Genomic DNA, 14,965 nt, shown 5'->3' with positions numbered 1-14,965 from the left:
GACAGAAAAGCCAGTCTGATACGGTCTTTTCCATGCCATCTGTTCTCGTATTGCTCAAGGATCATCCATGCCAATCGTCGTCGAGTCACTGAACCAGGCCACACTCCAGGATCAGCAAGACCTGCAGAAAATTTACCGCGATGCCCCGCAGTGGCTGCTGGCGCCGTTTGCCGACGACCTGCAACTGATCGAAAATTTCCTGGGCGACGGCTCGCTGATCGCCGGGCGTTTCAATGACCGACTGCTCGGCGCGGCACGCCTGCAACGCCAGCAAGACGTCTGGACTCTGTCCCATTTGTGCGTACGAAAAATCACCCGCCGCCGTGGCGTTGCAGAGCGGCTGGTGAACCAAGCGCAGGAAATGGCGTCGCAATGCGGCGCGACATTGCGCCTGCTGGCGCCGGACGGGCACCTCGAAGCCCAGGCACTGGCGGCCAAGCTGCGGTTACCGCTGGATGTACTGTAGACGCGATCCGTGACCAGCCGTCAGTTTCGGAGCGCTATACTCCCCGGCTAAATTTCGAATTCGACTAACTACAAGGACTCGCCCATGAAAGCGTTCGGCAAAATCCTGGGTCTGGTACTTCTCGGGCTGTTGCTGATCATTGTGGCGCTGGGCTTTGCCCTGACCCACCTCTTCGATCCCAACGACTACAAAGACGAGATTCGCCAGATTGCCCGTGACAAGGCCCACATCGAGCTGACGCTCAATGGCGATATCGGCTGGAGTCTGTTCCCCTGGCTGGGCCTTGAATTGCACGAAGCCAGTGTCGCGACCCTGGCCAACCCCACCGCCCCGTTCGCCGACCTGCAAATGCTCGGCCTGTCGGTACGCGTGCTGCCGTTGCTGCGTCGTGAAGTACAGATGAGCGATGTACGCGTCGAAGGCCTGAACCTGCGCCTCAATCGCGACAAGAACGGCCACGGCAACTGGGAAGACATCGGCAAGGTCGCGCCCGTCGCCAAACCTGCCGATGCTCCGGCGACCAGTTCTACGGAACCGGCGACTGAAACCGCAGCCGCAGAAAAACCGGCCCAGCCGATTCGCCTGGACATCGACAGCCTGACCGTGAACAACGCACGGGTCGAATACAGCGACGAGCAGACCGGCAAGCAGTTCAGCGCCGAAAGCATTCAGTTGAGCACCGGGGCCGGTCCACGACTCGACCAACATTGCAGTCAAGCTCACGGCTTTCCTGGCGAGTAACCAACCGGTCCTGCGGGTCCGTACCGAACTCAACGGCCAGTTGCGTTTCGAGCGCGCCCTCAAGCGCTATCAATTCGAAGACATGAAACTCGCCGGCGAAGTCTCCGGCGACCCGCTGCAAGGCAAGACAATGACCTTCTCGGCCCAGGGCCAGTTGCTGCTGGACAAGGCCGCGAACATCGCCGAGTGGACCGGGATCAAGATCTCCGCCAACCAGCTGCGCGCCCTCGGTGAACTGAAGGTCAACGACCTGGACAAGACCCCGCAGATCAGCGGCGGAATCTCGATTGCCCAGTTCGACCTGGCCAAGTTTGTCGACAGCATCGGCCAGAAACTCCCGGCCATGGCCGAAGGCAGCCTCAGCAAGGTTGAACTGGTCAGCCGCATCGCCGGCACGCCCAGCAGCGTGTCGCTGGACAACATCAACCTGAAACTCGACGACAGCAGTTTCAGCGGGCGCATCGCCGTCGAGGATTTCGCCAAGCAATCACTGCGCATGCAGCTCAAGGGCGATACCTTCAACGTTGATCGCTACTTGCCGCCAAAATCCGCCGAGGCCAACAGCGCCACGGTGGCGCGCCAGGCCGAAGTCAACAGCACCGAGGCCGATGCCATGGCGGGCGCCGGCACCACGCCGCTGCCACAAGCACCGACCAAGGGCGCCTGGAGCACCGAAAAACTGCTGCCCACCGAACGCCTGAGCAAACTGGACGTGGACGCCGACCTGACCTTCGGCCAACTGACCCTCGACAAGTTGCCGATCCAGAACGCCGCCCTCAAAGCCACCGGCCAGGGCGGCCTGCTGACCCTGCAAAACCTGCGCGGCGAGCTGTACAACGGCAGCTTCGACGCCAAGGGCACCCTCGACGTACGCCAGCCTGTGCCCCTGCTGAGCATGCAGACGCAGATCAGCAAAGTGCCAGCGGAAAAGATCCTCGAAAGCCAAGGCAAAAACCCGCCGGTCAAAGGCCTGGTGACGCTCAACAGCAACCTGACCGCCAGCGGCAACAGCCAGAAAGCGCTGATCGACAGCCTCAACGGCACCGCCAGTTTTGTCATCAACAATGGCGTGTTGCTCAACGCCAACCTTGAACAACAACTGTGCAAAGGCATCGCCACCCTGAACCGCAAAACCCTCAGCGGCGAGCCTCGCGGCAAGGACACACCGTTCCAGGAACTCAAGGGCAACCTGACCTTGCGTAACGGCGTGGCCAGCAACCCGGACCTGAAAGTGCGCATTCCCGGCATGACCGTCAACGCCGATGGCGACATCGACCTGCGGGTGCTGGGCATGGACTATCGCGTGGGCATCATCGTCGAAGGCGACAAGAGTGACATGCCGGACCCGGCCCTGCCAGGTCGGCGAGAAATTCGTCGGCATCGAGTGGCCATTGCGCTGCCGTGGCCCGCTGGAGCTCGGCGCCAAGGCCTGCCGCCTGGACAACGAGCGCTTGGGCCAAGTCGCCAGCAAACTGGCCAGCGACAGGATCAGCGAAAAAATCGACGAAAAACTCGGCAATAAAGTCAGTCCGGAACTGAAAGACGCCCTCAAGGGACTGTTCAAACGATGAGAGCCGAGCAGTTTTCAACGGCGGTGCTGGACTGGTACGACCGCCACGGTCGCCACGATTTGCCCTGGCAACAGGGCATCACCCCGTATCGGGTGTGGGTGTCGGAAATCATGTTGCAACAGACGCAGGTCAGCACCGTGCTGAACTACTTCGACCGGTTCATGGCGTCGTTGCCGACGGTCGAAGCGCTGGCCGCCGCACCGGAAGATGAAGTGCTGCACCTGTGGACCGGGCTGGGTTACTACACCCGCGCCCGCAACTTGCAGAAGACCGCGAAGATTGTCGTGGCCGAGTACGGTGGCGAGTTTCCCCGGGATGTCGAGAAGTTGACCGACTTGCCGGGCATCGGCCTGTCCACCGCCGGCGCCATCGCCAGCCTGAGCATGGGCCTGCGGGCGCCGATCCTCGACGGCAACGTCAAACGCGTGCTGGCGCGCTTTACCGCGCAAGAGGGCTACCCCGGCGAGCCCAAGGTCGCCAAACAGCTCTGGGCCACCGCTGAGCGCTTCACGCCTCATGACAGGGTCAACGCCTACACCCAGGCGATGATGGACATGGGCGCTACGCTTTGCACCCGCAGCAAGCCGAGTTGCCTGCTGTGCCCGCTGGAAAAGGGCTGCGAAGCGCACATGCTTGGCCTGGAAACCCGCTACCCGATCCCCAAACCGCGTAAAACCGTGCCACAGAAGCGCACGCTGATGCCGATGCTCGCCAACCGCGACGGCGCCATTCTGCTTTACCGTCGCCCGTCCACGGGCCTGTGGGGCGGTTTGTGGAGCCTGCCGGAGCTGGACGACCTCGCGGACCTGGAACACCTGGCCATGCAGCATTCGCTGGAACTGGGCAAACATCAGGAACTGCCGGGGCTGGTGCACACCTTCAGCCATTTCCAGTTATCGATCGAACCCTGGCTGGTCCGGGTCCAGGAGGCCAGCCATCACGTGGCCGAGGCCGACTGGCTCTGGTATAACCTCGCCACCCCGCCGCGCCTGGGCCTTGCCGCCCCGGTGAAAAAACTGCTGAAGCGCGCGGCCGATGTATTGAACGCAGGAGAGTCGTCATGACCCGCACCATCATGTGCCGCAAGTACAAAGAAGAATTGCCCGCCCTGGAGCGTCCACCGTTCCCCGGCGCCAAAGGCCAGGACATTTTTGACCACGTTTCGCAAAAGGCCTGGGCCGACTGGCAAAAACACCAGACCCTGCTGATCAACGAAAAACGCCTGAACATGATGAACGCCGAAGACCGCAAATATCTTCAGGGCGAAATGGACAAGTTCTTCTCCGGCGAGGATTACGCCAAGGCCGAAGGCTACGTTCCACCTGCCGAGTAATCCCGTAAAACCGGGGGTTGGATCGTAAGCGACGGTAATAATTAAATATTTTTTGAAAACTTGCTTGACGACCCCCTGAAAAACCCGTTTAATGCGCCCCGTTGCCCAGATAGCTCAGTCGGTAGAGCAGGGGATTGAAAATCCCCGTGTCGGCGGTTCGATTCCGTCTCTGGGCACCAAATACCGAAAACCCTGAATCGCAAGATTCAGGGTTTTTTTATGCCTGGAATTTGATGACGCCTCGCTCCACGCCACCCCCTAATACTCTTTCCTACATCGCCGAGACTTAAACGATCGGCCGCTTTGCGCTTTAATCAACTGGATCGCCCTTGTGCAGATGGAGACAATCCAATGGCATCCCAGACCAAACAACAAAAGCGAGCCAAACGCGCCAAGGTAAAGGCCAAGCAGCAGCGCGTGGCTAGAAGCAGCCACCCTGCGCAACTCGGCGATTTCTCTGACGGAGCAAGCGCGCATCCGATCGATTATTTGGAGAGCCTGTTCGTCCTGTTTCAAGAAGCAGAGGACGAAAGTCGCAAAGATCTGTTCGTCACGATGTTCACCGCCTTGGCTGATGTGCTTTCGGCAGATCAAGGCCTGCAACAAGAGATGAGCCAGTCGGGCGATCCCTCAGAAACAATGGCAACTCTTATTCAGTTCTTTTTGATTGATTACCGGAAGTGGGCCCATGGCGCCACAGAAGACGAAACCCTCAAATGGCTCGATGCACCAGACGTAGTTGCGGATTTTTCTCAGGCCATGGACGAAGTGGCTGCCGACTTGGGCGCTGATCTACTTGAGGAAGATGCCCCGCGCATCGATTAATGGCATCCTTGCGCCCAATTAAATCGCCCGCTGGCGATACGCCTTAGGGCTTGCGTGCAGGGATGACCATTTTCCGATTCATCTCCCTCCTTGCCGCCAGGTCCAGGCTCGCAATGCATTGAGAGGAACACTCGTGAATCAGCAAAACCTGGCCGACTTTATCTGGAACGTGGCAGACGTCCTGCGCGGTGACTTCAAGCAATCCGAGTTCGGTCGCATCATCTTGCCGTTCACCGTGTTGCGCCGGCTGGAATGTGTACTGGAACCTACCCGCGACAAAGTACGTACCCAGTTCACTGCACTGAAGAACACCACCGTCGACCTGGACCTGATTCTGCCAGGCATCGCGCAAGCGACCTTCTACAACACTTCGCAGTACGACCTGGCCAACGTTGGCGCGACGAGCACCCGGGCGAATCTGGAAGACTACATCGCCAAGTTCTCGGCCAACGCCCATCAAGTGTTCCAACACTTCAACTTCAGCGATTGGCTGAACCGTCTCGAAAGCGCCAACCTGCTGTACCTGGTGACTCAGAAGTTCGCCAGTATCGACCTGCACCCCAACACCATCAGCAACCATGAAATGGGCCTGGTGTTCGAGCATCTGATTCGCAAATTCGCCGAGTCGGCCAACGACACTGCCGGGGAGTTTTTCACCCCCCGTGATGTGGTGCGGCTGGCAACCACCCTGGTGTTTTCTCCCGATCACCAAGCGCTGAATGGCAAGGGCGTGGTCCGCACCGTCTACGACTGCGCGGCTGGTACTGGCGGCTTTCTGTCGTCGGCCATCGAGCAGGTTGCCGAGTGGAACCCTAACGCGCGCCTGATCCCGTACGCCCAAGAGCTGAACCCCGAGACCTACGCCATCTCGCTGGCGGATAAGTTGATTCAGGGATTCGAGACCAAAAATATCAAGCTCGGTAACACCCTCTCCCACGACCAACTGCCCCATGAGCAGTTCGATTACTGCCTGGCCAACCCGCCATTCGGGGTGAAGTGGGAAAAGGTCCAAAAGCAGGTGCAGGACGAGCAAAAACACAAAGGCTTCGCCGGGCGCTTTGGTGCAGGCCCTGCCACGCGTGGGTGATGGCTCGCTGTTGTTTTTGATGCACTTGCTGTCCAAGCGCAAACCTATCGAACTGGGCGGCAGCCGGATTGGCATCGTGCTGTCCGGCTCGCCGCTGTTCAACGGTGGCGCCGGCTCCGGTGAGTCGGAGATACGCCGCTGGATTCTGGAAAACGATTGGCTGGAAGCAATCATCGCCCTGCCCAACGACCTGTTCTACAACACCGGCATTGGCACTTACATCTGGATGCTGTCCAACCACAAGGACGCGACACGCAAGAACAAGGTGCAATTGATCGACGCCACCGCCATGCACGCGCCGATGCGCAAATCCCTGGGCAGCAAACGCAAACTGCTCTCGGAAGGCCAGATCGCCGACATCGCCCGCCTGCATGATGCGGGTGAAGACGCACCCAACAGCAAGATGTTCAACACCACCGACTTCGGCTACCGCCGCATCACTGTCGAACGCCCACTGCGCCTGCGCTTCAGTGTCACACCCGAGAAAGTCGCCACCTACGCGGACAGCAAAGGTGCCGATTACATCGCTCAGTTCGCGGCGGTAGAAGGCAGCTTCGACAACCTGCCAGCCTTCCTCAAGGCTGCCGGGGTCAAAAAGCTTGGCAAAGCTACACAGAAAGCGCTGTTCAGCTGTTTCGGTGAGCGCGACCCTGAAGCCCAACCGGTACTGGGCGAAAAAGGTCAGTTGCAGGCCGACAGCGACCTGCGTGAAAACGAAAACGTGCCGCTCAACCAGCGCATCGAAGACTACTTTGCCCGCGAAGTACTGCCACACGTCCCTGACGCCTGGATCGACACCAGCAAGTGTGACGAGAAGGATGGCCTGGTGGGCATCGTGGGATACGAGATCAATTTCAACCGCTATTTCTACCAGTACCAGCCGCCACGTTCGCTGACGGAGATTGATGCGGACCTGAAAGCCGTGGAAGCGGAGATCGCTGCGCTGTTGAACGAGGTGACGGCATGAGTCATTACAAGCCGTATCCGGCTTATAAGGATTCTGGGGTGGAGTGGTTGGGGCGCGTGCCGGAGCATTGGGAAGTAGTACCACTAAAGTGGTTAGCCGCGATTCAAAATGGCAGAGATTACAAAGCAGTCGAAAGTGATAGCGAGGGATATCCTGTCTTTGGCTCCGGCGGTGCATTCACTTACGCTACTGAATATCTTTTTAACGGCGAATCTGTACTTCTCGGACGAAAAGGAACCGTCGACAAACCACTATACGTCAATGGTCCCTTCTGGACCGTTGACACAATGTATTACACGCTAACCAGCCCAAAGTCGGTAGCCCGATACCTATATTATTGCGCTCTAACAATCCAGTTTGATCGCTACTCGACCAATACCGCTCTTCCTAGCATGACCCAAGAGGTTTTGGGACAAATCACGTTTGCCACCCCCTCTGTTCAAGAGCAACGAATAGTCGCCACCCATCTCGACCGAGAAACCGACCGAATTGATGGACTCTTGGAGAGGAAAACCCGCTTCATCGAACTTCTCCGTGAAAAACGCCAGACGCTGATCACCCATGCCGTCTCAAAAGGCCTCGATCCTAGGGCGAAAATGAAAGGCATAGAAGTAACATCCGTGAAAGAAATCCCCGAGCAGTGGAGTGTCAGAAGTTTTAAACATCTAGCAAATATTCGCTATGGAATTGGTGAGCCTCCAGCATACAAATCTGAAGGAACACCCTTAATAAGGGCAACTAATGTTGACGCTGGAAAAATAAAAAGCAAAGGTCTGGTTTATGTTGACCCACTAGACATCCCTGAAAAGCGAATTGTTTGGCTTGCGCCTGGAGACATCATTGTTGTTCGAAGTGGGGCATATACTGGTGACTCGGCCATTGTGCGCGAAGAGCATTGTCCAAGCATCGCAGGCTTCGACATGGTCGCTAGTGCACATAGTATTGAACCAGACTTTTTACAATACGCCCTGCTTAGCGACTACTTGAAATCCAATCAAATTGATTTGGAAAAAATGCGGGCAGCACAGCCACATCTCAATGCAGAAGAACTAGGGGCTTGCTTCGTATTGGTACCACCAAAGCAAGATCAAGAGGGTATTGTTAACTACCTTAATCAAGCAACCACCCGTCTCGACACCCTAATCACCAAAACCGAACTCAGCCTCACCCTGCTAAAAGAACGCCGCTCCGCCCTCATCACCGCCGCCGTCACCGGCCAGATCGACCTAAGGGAGGCCTCATGACCCAAGGCCGCAGCATTCGCCTGTTCCTGGTGGACGGCACGCCCACAGGCCTGCTGACGGCCGAAATCATGAATTGGACCGGCCATGTACTGACCGGTCCACGCAGCAAACTGGTCGAGTTGATTCAGCGCCCTGAGTGCGCCCGCACCGGTGTGTATTTTCTGATCGGGCCAGACCCGCAAGACAGCCTGCGCACTCAGGTGTATATCGGTGAGTCGGACGATGTGGCGCAGCGGCTCAAGCAACACAACAGGACCGAAGATCAGGGCGGCAAGGATTTCTGGGAACGGGTTTGTCTGGTGACCAGCAAGGACCTGAATCTGACCAAGGCCCACGCCAAGTACCTGGAGAGTCGATTAATGAGCGTTGCCAGGAACATCGGGCAATGTACTCTCATCAATGGCACCGCCCATGACTACGGCAATCTGCCCGAGTCAGATCGCGCTGACATGGAGTATTTCCTGGAGCAGATCCGTATCGTGTTGCCCGCGTTGGGCTTTGAGTTTTTGCGTGAAGTAACCAAACCCTCGCAGGTCAGTCTGGCAAACGACACTCACTCAATAACTGTCAGCCAGTCGCCAATCTTTGAACTGTCCAAAAAGGGCTCCCCAATCAAGGCCCGCGCACAAGAAATCGATGGCGAGTTCTTTGTACTCAAGGGCTCTAACGCTAGCGCCAACTGGACCAGCACCCCTCATTGTTATCAGACACTCCATACCCGTCTTATCGAGGACTCCGTATTCCCGTTATCCGAAAACGGTTTGCGCGTGTTTGTCGATGATTACGCGTTCAAGAGTCCGAGCGCCGCTGCTGCTGTTATCTTGGGGCGTGCCGCCAGCGGAAGAACAGCTTGGCTGATGGAAAGCACCGGCCAAACCTACGCCGCCTGGCAGGAGCAGCAAGTCGCGGCACTCAAGCCAGCCCAACCTGCCCTGCCCCCCACGGATTAACCCAATGAACGAAGCCGCCCTTCAGCACTATCTGCGCGAGCATTTCCCCAAGGAAAACGCCGCCTGCGAGTGGAAGGAGTTCAAAAACCTCACCCACGCCGTGTCCGGGCGCAAAGGCGAGGACATTGCCAGCTACCTGTCCGCCATTGCCAACATGGCGGGCGGGCATTTGGTGATTGGGGTAGAGGACGCTTCGTTACGGATTGTCGGCATCGAGAAGTTTCACGATTACACACCGGAGAACATCCGCCAGCGCCTGCTGGGGCGTTGCAGCAATCTGGACTCGGAAGGCTTTCGCGTCGAAAGCTTCACCACCGGCGATAGCGGTAAAACCGTTTGGGTGTTTCATATCCCCCAGCATCGACCTCGTCTGCCGGTGTATGCCCATGACAAAGCTTGGCAGCGCCTGGACGACGCGCTGGTTGAAATGCGTCAGGAGCGGCTGGAAGCCATTCTGAGTGAGCCGATCGACAACCGTGATTGGTCGGCCGAAACGGTGGAAGGCGCAACACTCGACGATCTGGATGAACAGGCTCTGATCGTGGCGCGGGAGAAATTCGCCGAAAAGTATCGAAACGCTTCGTTCGCGCCGGACATCCCCACATGGGATACCGCGACCTTTCTGGATAAAGCGAAAATCACCATCCAGGGCCAGATCACCCACACTGCACTGTTATTGCTCGGCAAACCGCAATCCAGCCACTTTCTGCCAACACTGGCACAAATCACCTGGAAGCTGACCGGCGAAGAGCAGGCTTACGAGCATTTCGCCCCACCGTTCCTGCTGGCAACCACTCAGGTGCTGCACCGCATCCGCAACATCAGCTACAAGCTGTTCCCGCAAAACCAACTGCTGGCAACCGAGGTCAGTAAATACGACACTCGCGTCATCCTCGAAGCCCTGCACAACTGCATCGCCCACCAGGACTATCAGCTGCGTTCACGGATTATCGTCACCGAGCGCGTCGACCGGTTGGTGTTCGAAAGTGCCGGTGGCTTTTTCGAGGGCCAGCCTGAGGACTATTTCAGCGGCGAGCAGACCCCAAGTCGCTACCGCAACCCTTGGCTGACCCAGGCCATGGTCAGCCTGAACATGATCGACACCATGGGCTTCGGTATCCGCACCATGACCCTGTCACAGCGCAGCCGCTATTTTCCGCTACCGGATTACAGCAAGTCCGAATCGAAAAAAGTCGTGCTGGAAATCTACGGACATGTGATTGACGAGAATTACACGCTGCTTCTGCTTGAACGTGATGATCTTCCGCTAAACACGGTGATGCTGCTGGACCGGGTTCAGAAAAAGCAGCCGATTACCGACACCGCCGCTGGAATGCTTCGCAAGCAAGGCCTCATCGAAGGCCGAAAGCCGAACTACTACACTGCCGCCCAGGTAGCCCAAACCACTGGCAACAAGAGCGACTACATACGTAATCGAGCCTTCGACGACGCCTACTACAAACGCCTGATCCTCGATTACCTGAAGCACTATGGCTCCGCCTCCCGCGACGAACTGGTCACGCTGATCCTAGACAAACTTTCAGACGCTTTAGACGAAAAACAAAAGCAGAACAAATTTCGCAACCTGCTGAACGCGATGTCGACACGGGACAAAACCATTGAAAAATCAGGGGGTTTGCATAAGGGTCGATGGGTTCTAAAACCCGCACCAAGCCTCTTTATCTAGACAAACTTTAGTCAAACTCTAGACAAACTCCCCCGCTCAAACCGGGTTCTATTTAGCTGTGAAGGATCGCACATGTCCCACATCCACCACGAATGTGAACTGGAACGCCACATCATCGAGCAACTGGCCGATAGCGGCTGGCTGGTCGGTAAATCCAGTGGCTATGACGTCGCGCGGGCGTTGTATCCGGAAGATGTGTTCGACTGGCTGAATGACACTCACCCACAGCAGTTGGCAAAACTGCGTCAGATGCACGGTGACAGCACCCGCACCGTTTTGCTCGACCGACTGGTGGAACAACTCCAGAAGAACCTCGGCGGCACTATCAACGTGTTGCGCCATGGTTTTCCTGTTCCAGGAGCCGCCATTCTGACCATGAGTCAGGCCCTGCCTGAAGATGCGCGCAACGACACCGTGATTGCGTACTACGCCGCTAATCGTCTGCGAGTGGTTCCACAACTGCGCTACTCCCAGGACAAGACCGACGAAATTGACTTGGTGTTCTTCATCAATGGTTTGCCCGTGGCAACGGTCGAGCTCAAAACCGATTTCACTCAGTCAGTGGAAGCAGCCATGCAGCAGTACTGCCAGGACCGCCCGCCCAAGAGCGTGAAAACCGGTCGGGCCGAACCGTTACTGGTGTTCCGTCGGGGCGCTGTCGTGCATTTCGCAATGAGTGACAGCGATATCCGCATGACCACGCGACTGGCCGGTGACTCAACGTTCTTTCTACCCTTCAACCGAGGTAATGACGGTGCCGCGGGGAACCCGACTAACAAGGACGGCAGTTATCCGGTGAGTTATCTGTGGCAACAGGTGCTGCAAAAAGACAACTGGCTGCGGATCTTCCACCGTTTCGTGCTGCTTGAGCGCAAGGAAGTGCAAGACGCCAAGGGCATTGCATCCTTCAAGGAAACGCTGATTTTTCCACGTTTCCATCAATGGGAAAGCGTGACTGCGATGTTGCATGAGGTGGAGAAGGAAGGCGCAGGCCAACCCTACCTGATCCAGCACAGCGCCGGATCCGGCAAAACCAACACCATCGCCTGGACCGCTCACTCGCTGATCCGTATCCGCCGCCCGGATGGCGAGCCTTACTTTCACAGCGTTCTGGTAATCACCGACCGTCAGGTCCTGGACAAACAGCTGCAAGACGCCATCCAGCAAATCGATCATCAGACCGGGCTGGTACGGGCCATCGACCGAGAAACATCGAATCTGCCCAAGAGTAAGCAACTGGCAAACGCCATGCTCGACGGGGCACCGATTATCATCTGTACATTGCAGACATTCCCTCATGCGCAAACAGCCATTCTCGGTGAGCAGTCGCTACGTGACCGGCGTTTCGCAATCATCATCGACGAAGCCCACAGTTCCACCGGTGGCACCACCGCGGACGATCTGCGCTATGTGTTGACCGGGCAAAGCGAAGAAGAGTGGGAGCTGCTCACCAAGGAACAGCGCTTGTCGGTTTGGCAGTCATCGCGCCAGCGGCCGGGCAATGCCAGCTATTTTGCATTTACCGCTACCCCTAAACACTCAACGCTGAGTCTTTTTGGGCGCACGCGCTATCCAGAACAACCTGTCAGCACCGAGAACCCACCGGTCCCCTTTCACCTGTACACCATGCAGCAGGCGATCGAAGAGGGTTTCATTCTTGATGTCCTTAAGAACTACAGCAGCTACAAAGTCGCCTTCAAGATCGGTGCGACTTTCATGGACAGCCAGGACGAGCGAGTTGATGAAAAAAGCGCCAATCGGGCGTTGGCCAAGTGGTTGGCGCTGAACCCGGTCAACGTCGGACAGAAAGTCGAACTGATCGTTGAACACTTCAAGAAGAACGTCAGCCATCTATTGAATGGCCAAGCCAAAGCAATGATCGTGACGCCTTCTCGTGCTTCAGCGGTCAAGTATCAACTGGCCTTGCAGGATTACTGCGAACGCAACGACTACACCAGCATAAAGTCGATGGTGGCTTTCTCTGGTGATGTGCCCAATCAGGAAGTCAAAGCCGCTGGTTTCAAGGAAGATCACGCCTTTAGCGAAACCAACCTCAATCCAGGGCTCAACGGTCGTGATATGCGTATGGCCTTCGACACCCCGGATTACCGCGTGATGATCGTCGCCAACAAGTTCCAGACCGGCTTCGACCAACCAAAACTGGTTGCAATGTATCTGGACAAAAAAATCTCTGGCGTTGAAGCCGTGCAGACGCTGTCTCGTCTGAACCGTACCTATCCTGGCAAGGACAAGACCTTTGTCATCGATTTCGCCAACGAGTCCGAAGAAATCCTAAAGGCTTTCAAGACCTTCTACCGAGACGCACAAGTAGCGGATATTCAAGACCCGAACATCGTCTACGACATCAAGCAACGTCTCGACGAGATGTACATCTACGACCGTGCTGAAGTGATTGCATTTGGTGATGCAATCGTTGATCAAAAGGTTACCCACCAGAAACTCTATGCCCTGACCCAGCCAGCAACCGACCGCTTCAACGGCAAACTCAAGTTGCTCAACGACGGCATTGACAAATGGGAAAAAGCCTGGGAAATCGCTAATGAGCAGGGTGATGAGCAGGACATGCAGAACGCTGACGTCCAGCGTGCCGAGTTTGCCAAGAAACGCGACGAGCTTATGATTTTCAGCGAAAGCCTGACCAAGTTCGTCCGAACTTACGAATACGTGGCGCAGTTAGTAGAGTTTGCCGATCCGTCACTGGAGGCCTTCGCCAGTTTCGCTCGTTTACTGCGCAAGCGGCTCAAAGGTATTGGCTCCGATCAAGTCGACCTCGCGGACCTGACATTGAGCCACTACAAGATCCACCAAGGCACGGCTCTCGGAGGTCTAGTTCCGTCAGAAGAGACACCTCGCCTTTATAGCGTTACTGATAATGGACTTCGAGATGCGCGTGATCGGGAGAAGAAGTATCTGTCGGAGTTGATTGAGAAGCTCAACGAAGCCTTCGGCAAAAACATTACTGACACCGACAAAGTTGCGTTCGCCGTACATGTCTCGGAGAAGCTGCGAACTGACAACGTGGTCATGGACCAGGTGCAAAACAATACTCGCGAACAGGCCATGAAAGCCGATCTGCCGAGAAAGGCCATCCAGGCCATTGCTGATGCCATGAGCAGCCACGCAAACATGGCAACACAACTGCTTAGCGATGAAGCCACTCGAGATATGTTCATAACAGTGCTGTATGAACTGCTGAGAAAAGATGCAGGGGCAGACTTGATCGAACAATCCCGCCAAGGTTAACGAATCGACCTAAAACCCTTGCAACCAGGACTAGGTCAGCTTTCATGTGGTGTCAACATCACATGAAGGCCAACAAAAAACCCGCCAAGTGCGGGTTTTTTGTTGTCTGCGATTTAACCGGCACGCCTGGAATACTCAGGGCGATGCGAGTCGACGCACACACCTTAACTTGCCTCGCTCAGACCTCGCCGCGTAAACGCCGCTCCCGCTCGGCACGCTCTTCGAGGGGGCCGGTCGGCGGATTGCCGATCAGGTACAGCGGCGGCGCGACGATATGCCCTGCTGCCGGCAATTGCTTCAGACGCTTGATCACCGAGCGAGCCGATTCCGCGCTTTGTTTGGTGCTGATCTGCAGGTGTGGCAACGTCCCGAAGGGCTGTTTCATCTTCACGGTGTAAACGCGAAGCCGGGTACTGCCCATGCGCCCAAGATTGCGATAGTGCTCCACGGTTTCCAGATGGGTGATGTCTTCAAAGGGTATGAACCGGGACAGCAGCGCAGCGTGGTCGTGTTTATCACCGATCGCCAGGTTCAAGCCTCGTTCATCGAACCACGCACGATAGGTCGTGTCTGGAACGATCCTGTCGACAATGATCGCCAGAAGCAACGGATAGGTTGTCGCCACCCCTATCGTCAACAGGATGAGCCAATCCACATGGGTCGTCAGCGCCCAGAAAAACCCGATGATCGCCGCCGGCCAACCCAGCTTGAACGCCCAGGCCGCCCAAGGTCGGGATTGGCAAAATACCTTAAGGTCACCCCGACCATCGATCATGCAGATGCTCTCGGGAAACAGCTTGATCGAGACCTCGCCAGAGACTGGCAGCGGG

At 56.7% G+C, this 14,965-nt stretch carries 9 protein-coding genes, 1 tRNA gene and 2 pseudogenes; 11 read left to right on the top strand and 1 reads right to left on the bottom strand.

The window, feature by feature from the left end:
• Positions 1-67: 67 nt before the first annotated feature.
• From AABM54_RS01710 to AABM54_RS01660, 11 genes and pseudogenes are all read left to right on the top strand, one after another.
• On the top strand, positions 68-466 hold the full coding sequence (locus AABM54_RS01710; RefSeq protein WP_347903310.1) for an acetyl-CoA sensor PanZ family protein: 399 nt from the start codon (positions 68-70) through the stop codon (positions 464-466).
• An 84-nt stretch (positions 467-550) separates the two neighbouring features.
• Positions 551-2,778 (top strand): annotated as a pseudogene (locus AABM54_RS01705) (AsmA family protein).
• A complete protein-coding gene (gene mutY, locus AABM54_RS01700; RefSeq protein ID WP_347903309.1) occupies positions 2,775-3,842 on the top strand; it encodes an A/G-specific adenine glycosylase in 1,068 nt (355 codons plus the stop codon). The pseudogene AABM54_RS01705 and the gene mutY overlap by 4 nt, the downstream one beginning before the upstream one ends.
• Positions 3,839-4,111: an oxidative damage protection protein gene (locus AABM54_RS01695; RefSeq protein WP_347903308.1), complete on the top strand. Its 273-nt coding sequence runs from the start codon at positions 3,839-3,841 to the stop codon at positions 4,109-4,111. Before mutY ends, AABM54_RS01695 begins: the two co-directional genes overlap by 4 nt.
• A 103-nt stretch (positions 4,112-4,214) precedes the next feature.
• Positions 4,215-4,290: transfer RNA gene (locus AABM54_RS01690), tRNA-Phe, on the top strand.
• 172 nt (positions 4,291-4,462) lie between these two features.
• The gene (locus AABM54_RS01685) at positions 4,463-4,936 is read left to right on the top strand and encodes a hypothetical protein (RefSeq protein WP_347903307.1); all 474 of its coding nucleotides are present in this window, start codon (positions 4,463-4,465) and stop codon (positions 4,934-4,936) included.
• Between the two features lie 133 nt (positions 4,937-5,069).
• Positions 5,070-6,990 (top strand): annotated as a pseudogene (locus tag AABM54_RS01680) (N-6 DNA methylase).
• Entirely contained in the window at positions 6,987-8,234 is a 1,248-nt protein-coding gene (locus tag AABM54_RS01675) for a restriction endonuclease subunit S (RefSeq protein WP_347903306.1), read from the top strand. Before AABM54_RS01680 ends, AABM54_RS01675 begins: the two are co-directional and overlap by 4 nt.
• Positions 8,231-9,184 (top strand): GIY-YIG nuclease family protein, encoded by a 954-nt coding sequence (locus AABM54_RS01670; protein ID WP_347903305.1) that lies wholly within the window; start codon positions 8,231-8,233, stop codon positions 9,182-9,184. The genes AABM54_RS01675 and AABM54_RS01670 overlap by 4 nt, the downstream gene beginning before the upstream one ends.
• Positions 9,185-9,188: 4 nt before the next feature.
• A complete protein-coding gene (locus tag AABM54_RS01665; protein WP_347903304.1) occupies positions 9,189-10,871 on the top strand; it encodes an RNA-binding domain-containing protein in 1,683 nt (560 codons plus the stop codon).
• Positions 10,872-10,943: 72 nt separating this feature from the next.
• Positions 10,944-14,135, top strand: a complete 3,192-nt coding sequence (locus AABM54_RS01660; protein ID WP_347903303.1) for a type I restriction endonuclease — start codon at positions 10,944-10,946, stop codon at positions 14,133-14,135.
• A 178-nt stretch (positions 14,136-14,313) separates the two neighbouring features.
• Here AABM54_RS01660 and AABM54_RS01655 read toward each other — a convergent pair whose 3' ends face one another.
• Positions 14,314-14,910, bottom strand: coding sequence for a hypothetical protein (locus AABM54_RS01655; protein ID WP_347903302.1), 597 nt, complete (start codon positions 14,908-14,910; stop codon positions 14,314-14,316).
• Between the last annotated feature and the right edge of the window lie 55 nt (positions 14,911-14,965).

The sequence above is a fragment of the Pseudomonas purpurea genome (assembly GCF_039908635.1).
Taxonomy (GTDB): Bacteria; Pseudomonadota; Gammaproteobacteria; order Pseudomonadales; family Pseudomonadaceae; genus Aquipseudomonas; species Aquipseudomonas purpurea.
This window is presented reverse-complemented; position numbering and strand designations above follow the sequence as displayed.

Bases quoted from the DNA above. Each gene is read 5' to 3' on its own strand.
- AABM54_RS01710 (WP_347903310.1), top strand. From the start codon at position 68: ATGCCAATCGTCGTCGAGTCACTGAACCAGGCCACACTCCAGGATCAG.
- mutY (WP_347903309.1), top strand. From the start codon at position 2,775: ATGAGAGCCGAGCAGTTTTCAACGGCGGTGCTGGACTGGTACGACCGC.
- AABM54_RS01695 (WP_347903308.1), top strand. From the start codon at position 3,839: ATGACCCGCACCATCATGTGCCGCAAGTACAAAGAAGAATTGCCCGCC.
- AABM54_RS01685 (WP_347903307.1), top strand. From the start codon at position 4,463: ATGGCATCCCAGACCAAACAACAAAAGCGAGCCAAACGCGCCAAGGTA.
- AABM54_RS01675 (WP_347903306.1), top strand. From the start codon at position 6,987: ATGAGTCATTACAAGCCGTATCCGGCTTATAAGGATTCTGGGGTGGAG.
- AABM54_RS01670 (WP_347903305.1), top strand. From the start codon at position 8,231: ATGACCCAAGGCCGCAGCATTCGCCTGTTCCTGGTGGACGGCACGCCC.
- AABM54_RS01665 (WP_347903304.1), top strand. From the start codon at position 9,189: ATGAACGAAGCCGCCCTTCAGCACTATCTGCGCGAGCATTTCCCCAAG.
- AABM54_RS01660 (WP_347903303.1), top strand. From the start codon at position 10,944: ATGTCCCACATCCACCACGAATGTGAACTGGAACGCCACATCATCGAG.
- AABM54_RS01655 (WP_347903302.1), bottom strand. From the start codon at position 14,910: ATGATCGATGGTCGGGGTGACCTTAAGGTATTTTGCCAATCCCGACCT.